General features: G+C 67.1%; 4 protein-coding genes. 3 read left to right on the forward strand and 1 reads right to left on the reverse strand.

What is annotated here, in order from left to right; genetic code table 11:
- The first annotated feature begins 1 nt into the window (after position 1).
- Positions 2–1258, forward strand: coding sequence for an RNA-guided endonuclease InsQ/TnpB family protein (locus BZY54_RS31580; RefSeq protein ID WP_244217442.1), 1257 nt, complete (start codon positions 2–4; stop codon positions 1256–1258).
- Between the two features lie 632 nt (positions 1259–1890).
- A complete protein-coding gene (locus tag BZY54_RS31590; RefSeq protein ID WP_208640833.1) occupies positions 1891–4245 on the forward strand; it encodes a penicillin acylase family protein in 2355 nt (784 codons plus the stop codon).
- 55 nt (positions 4246–4300) lie between these two features.
- Here BZY54_RS31590 and BZY54_RS55635 read toward each other — a convergent pair whose 3' ends face one another.
- The gene (locus BZY54_RS55635; protein WP_086728740.1) at positions 4301–4741 is read right to left on the reverse strand and encodes a group II intron maturase-specific domain-containing protein; all 441 of its coding nucleotides are present in this window, start codon (positions 4739–4741) and stop codon (positions 4301–4303) included.
- A 172-nt stretch (positions 4742–4913) separates the two neighbouring features.
- On the opposite strand from BZY54_RS55635, the gene BZY54_RS53785 reads away from it, so the two are divergent.
- The coding region (locus BZY54_RS53785; RefSeq protein ID WP_244217443.1) for an AsnC family protein at positions 4914–5112 on the forward strand (199 nt) is incomplete at its 3' end.

Consider the following 5112-nt stretch of genomic DNA (forward strand, 5'->3'; position numbering starts at 1 on the left):
GATCCGCGTCATGGATGACCAGGCGCACGCGGCCCGCACCATGTGGAACTGCCTGCACGCCTGGTGGCAGATGATGCCGAAGGACAAGCGGACCCTCGCCGCAGCAGATACGCAGATCCGGCAGGCCCGCAAGGACCTCGACTTCCTCGGCAAGCTTCCGGCGCAGGCTGCGCAAGCGGTACTGAAGACGTACTTCCGCGCCTGGTTGAACTGTTGGGAAGGCCGCGCGGACGAGCCGGCCTTCAAGGGCCGTTTCCGGTCCGTGATGAGCGTGGACATCCCACAGGGCCGCGACCTCCAGATCCAGCGCGTGCACCGCCGCTGGGGCATGGTCAACATTCCCAAGGTGGGCCGCGTCCGCTTCCGCTGGACCAAAGACCTGCCCGTCGGCAGGAAGGCCAACGCCGACAACCGGATCACCGGAGCACGCCTGGTGAAGGACGCGCTCGGCTGGCACATCGCCTTGCGCATCCAGACTCTCCAAGCCACGCCCGCCCCCCACCAGGGTCCGGAAGTCGGCATCGACGCCGGGGTGAACATCCCCCTCGCCCTGTCCAACAAGGACCACCAGGACCACGGGCGCGCACCGCGTCTGCCCGACGGCACCGCCGACCGCGACAAGTGGCTCACCCCGAAGGAGAAGGCCAAGCTGCTCCGCCTGGAGCGTGAGGCCGCACGCCGCACGTCCTTCCGCGAGAAGGGGGAGAAGGTCTCTCGCCGCTTGCGGCACACCTACGACCAGATCAAGCAGCTCCGAGCAAAAGCCACGCGACGGGCCTTGGACTGGCAGCATCAGACGACCACCCATCTCGCCCGTAGGTACGGCGTGATCGTGGTTGAACAGCTCACCATCACGAACATGGTCAGGTCCGCCCGAGGCACTATCGAGGAGCCGGGCAAGAACGTCAAAGCAAAGGCCGGTGTCAACCGCTCCATCGCACAAGAGGCATGGGGGCGCACGGTCACGATGCTGACCTACAAGACCGCCCGGTACGGGGGAGCTTTGCACAAGGTGCCCGCCCCGAACACCTCACGGCGCTGCTCCGCATGCGGCTTCACCGTGCCCGGCAGCCGGGAAGACCAGGCCACGTTCGTTTGCAAGAACCCCGACTGCGGCTTCGAGTGCAACGCCGACTGGAACGCAGCCCGGAACATCTTGCACCTGTACCGGATCGGCCACGTCATCGTGGAGGTCCCGGCCGCCGGAAGGCGCGGTCGTAGGGCGGGTAAAACCGTCAAGCCAGTCGCCGCAAGGTAGACCGGAATCCCCTTCCTGAGCTTGCGAAGGGAGGGGAGAGCTTCAACGCGCACTCGACACGACCATCGCGCAGAACCAGCAGCGCAGGACTCGACGGCTGCCCCTCCCCGTCCTGGCGCTCGGCGGCGCGGAGAACATGGGCGCATCGGTCGGCGCGACGATGGAACTCGCCGCGCCGACCACGTGGAGAGCCTCGTCCTCCCCGACTGTGGCCACTACCCGCCGAGGAAACCCCGGAGGCGATGCTGTCGGCGCTGACCGCGTTCCTCGCCCCGTACCGGGACGAGCGGACCGCATCAATCTGATCAGACGACCTCGTCCCACGCGGTACCGAGGCATAGAGCGGAACAGACGGCGTCCACGAGCAGACCGGCCGCCGGTCATCACCCGCACAACAACCATGGCCGGTAAGAGAATTGACGCCTCAACAGGCGAGGTGCGTGGACGTTCTGTTCACTGCCGATCGAGGTCTTGTCAGTGGGCCGTGTGGCGGATAAGACTGCCGATGTGAGCGATCACCGGAGGTCTGTGTCTCCTGCTGTGGCGGTTGCTTCGCATGTGGTTGCTGCCGTTGCGGTGGTCGGGGTGCGGTCCACCCGTGCGACCGTCCGTTGCGGAGGGGCGGCGCTGCAGTGAAGTGGCGCGGGTGCGCGCCGACGGCCGAAGGCGTGGGCCCCGCGCGCGGACCGCCCTCCTCCCGAGCGTGTGAACTGCACGATCCGTCGTTTTCCGGATGGAAGGTGGAGCAGCTCGTGAGTCATGTGCGCAAAACGGGAGTGAGTCGGCGGCGTGTGCTGGGCACGGCAGCCGGACTGGCCGCGGCGGCGGTGGGAGTGCCGTCCGCAGCCGCGTTCGCGGCACCGGCGCAGACGCTGCCCGAAAAGGCCCGCTGGCGCGGACACGCCGCCCGTGTGACGATCACGCGGGACGACTGGGGCGTTCCGCACATCGTCGGCAAGACCGATGCCGACGCGGTGTTCGGGATGATGTACGCGCAGGCGGAGGACGACTTCAACCGGATCGAACAGAACTACCTCGTCGCCCTGGGCCGCCTCGCCGAGGCGGAGGGAGAGAGCGCCATCTGGCAGGACCTGCGGCAGCGGCTGTTCCTCGACCCGGAGGCGCTGAAGAAGGACTATGCGAAGTCTCCGGCGTGGCTGCGCACGTTGATGCAGGCCTGGGCGGATGGGCTCAACTACTACCTCGCGACACACCCCGAGGTGCGTCCGCGCGTGCTCGACCGGTTCGAGCCGTGGATGCCGCTGAGCTTCTCGGAGGGCAGCATCGGCGGCGACATCGAGTCGGTGCTGCTGACTCAGCTCGAAGCCTTCTACGACAAGCGGAACGTGCCGATGACCGACGAGGAACTCGGGCTGGTGCTGCGCGAACCCACGGGGTCGAACGGCTTCGCGATCGCGCCGAGCCACACGCGTGACGGCCACGCGTTGCTCCTGATCAACCCGCACACCAGCTTCTTCTTCCGCTCGGAACAGCATGTGACGAGCAGCGAGGGGCTCAACGTCTACGGTGCCGCCACTTGGGGCCAGTTCTTCATCTACCAGGGCTTCAACGCGTACACGGGGTGGATGCACACGACGAGCGGCGTCGACAACATCGACGAGTTCACCGAGACGGTCGTGATGGGGGCCGACGGAACCCGCTACTACCGCTACGGTGACGAACTGCGCCCTGTCACCACGACGACGATCACCTTGTCCTTCCGTACCAAGGAGGGCGGACAGGACAAACGCAGCTTCACCACGTTCGCCACCCATCACGGCCCCATCGTGCGCGAGGCGGACGGCAAGTGGATCGCGTGTGCGTTGATGAACAAGCCCGTCGAGGCGCTCAAGCAGAGCTTCCTGCGCACCACGACGGACAACTACGCCGACTATCTCCGGGTGGCGGGCCTGAAGGCGAACAGCTCGAACAACACGCTCTTCGCGGACTCGAAGGGCGAGATCGCCTTTCTGATGCCGCAGTTCATGCCGGTGAGAGATGATCGGTTCGACTATCGCAGGCCCGTCGACGGTAGTGATCCGGCGACCGACTGGCACGGACTGCACAGTCTGGACAGGATGCCACACGTCGTGAGCCCGAAGAACGGCTGGGCGTTCAACACGAACAACTGGCCTTGGACCGCCGCCGGTGCGGACAGTCCCAAGGCGGAAGACTACCCACGGTACTTCGACAGGGTCGGCGAGAACCCGCGCGGGCCACAGGCGGAGCGGGTGCTGTCCGCGCGTAACGACTTCACCCCGCAGACATTGATCGAGGCCGCGTTCGATCCGTACCTGACGGCTTTCGCGCGGCTGGTTCCCGGGCTCGTCGCAGCGTGGAACCAACTATCCGAGGGCAACGGACAGAAGGCGACACTGGCCGGCCCTGTCGGCTTGCTGCGTGACTGGGACTACCGGTGGGCCACGGAGTCGACCGCGACGTCGGTGGCCGTGTTCTGGGGTGAAGACCTGTGGGCGCTCACGTCTCAGGCAGCAGCGGACGCAGGAATGTCGGTGTGGGACTACATGGCCAATCGCGCCAGTGACGCGCAGCGACTCGACGCGCTCGAGACCGCGACACGCCGACTGGCACGGGACTTCGGCAGCTGGAAGGTGCCGTGGGGCGGCATAAACCGCTTCCAGCGCAACGACGGAGCGATCGTCCAGCAGTTCAGCGACGCCAAGCCCAGTATCCCGGTGCCGTTCGCCTCATCGCGTTGGGGCTCCCTGGCCTCGTTCGGAGCGAAGGCCTACCCGGGCACGAAGCGCTACTACGGCACCAGCGGCAACAGTTTCGTGGCGGTGGTGGAGTTCGGGCCGCGACTGCGCGCCTGGGCGGTGACGGCGGGCGGCGCGAGCGGACACCCCGATTCACCGCACTTCGACGACCAGGCTGAACGCTACGCCAAGGGTGACCTGCGGCCGGTCTACTTCTATGCGGATGACCTCGAGGGTCACGTCGAGCGGAGGTACCGTCCAGGCAGATGAGGCCGGTCCTTGCGCCGACGAGGGCGTTTCGACCGTTCCGGGTTTGACAGAGATCTCAGATATTGGTTGTGACCTGGGGTTTCGTGATTACTCGGTAGTGGTTGGCTTCGGATTCGACGGGCGTAATGTGCCCTGTCTCACCGTGGCGCCGGCGGTGGTTGTTCGCTCTCGTCGGCGCCGGCCCCGGCCTGGGTCTGGCCGCCGCCCACCGTTTCGGAACGGTAGGGCACAGCGTCGCGCCTATCGCGCGCAACGCCGACCGTCTGGTTCCGAAGCGGAAATACGCGCCCCACCCGCGAAGGAACGCATTCACGTCCTCCACGATCAGCTGCGGTGGGACGGTGGTCGAGCGAGGCGATTTGGTCGACCACGCCAGGCATGGCGGCGATTCCGTGCGAGGTGGGGCATGAGCCGAGGGACATCTTCGGGCGAGAGAAGCGGAGGCACGGACTGTGCCCGGGTGGACTTCCTGGCCGCTGCGAACGGCATCGACCATCTCTCGGAGGTTGTCGCCCGGCTTGCGCGACCCGGCTCAGAGGTATCCCCGCGAGATCTCAAGTATGCGGTCCTTTACGTTCAGGCTGCCGCCGAGGTGCTGGTTGATCAGCCGAGCCGCGGAGCCCGACACCCCTGGGTACGGGGTTGCCCCGGTCGTTAGGGTCGTTCCCGTGACGCACCCAGTATCGGCCACGCCGGCCACCCCGACCGCCCCGGCAGCCCCGCCCGCGCGCCCCTCCACGCACCCGAGCGTGCCCGCCGGCGCGCACGGTGGCCCTCTCGACGGGCTCGACCGGCGGATCGTCGCCGCTCTGCAGATCGATGGGCGGGCCTCGTTGCGGCGGATCGCGGCGGCCCTCGGGGAACCCG

This window comes from Streptomyces carpinensis (genome assembly GCF_002154505.1).
In the GTDB taxonomy this organism is placed as follows: Bacteria; Actinomycetota; Actinomycetes; order Streptomycetales; family Streptomycetaceae; genus Streptomyces; species Streptomyces carpinensis.

Bases quoted from the DNA above. Each gene is read 5' to 3' on its own strand.
- BZY54_RS55635 (WP_086728740.1), bottom strand. From the start codon at position 4,741: ATGGTCGATGCCGTTCGCAGCGGCCAGGAAGTCCACCCGGGCACAGTC.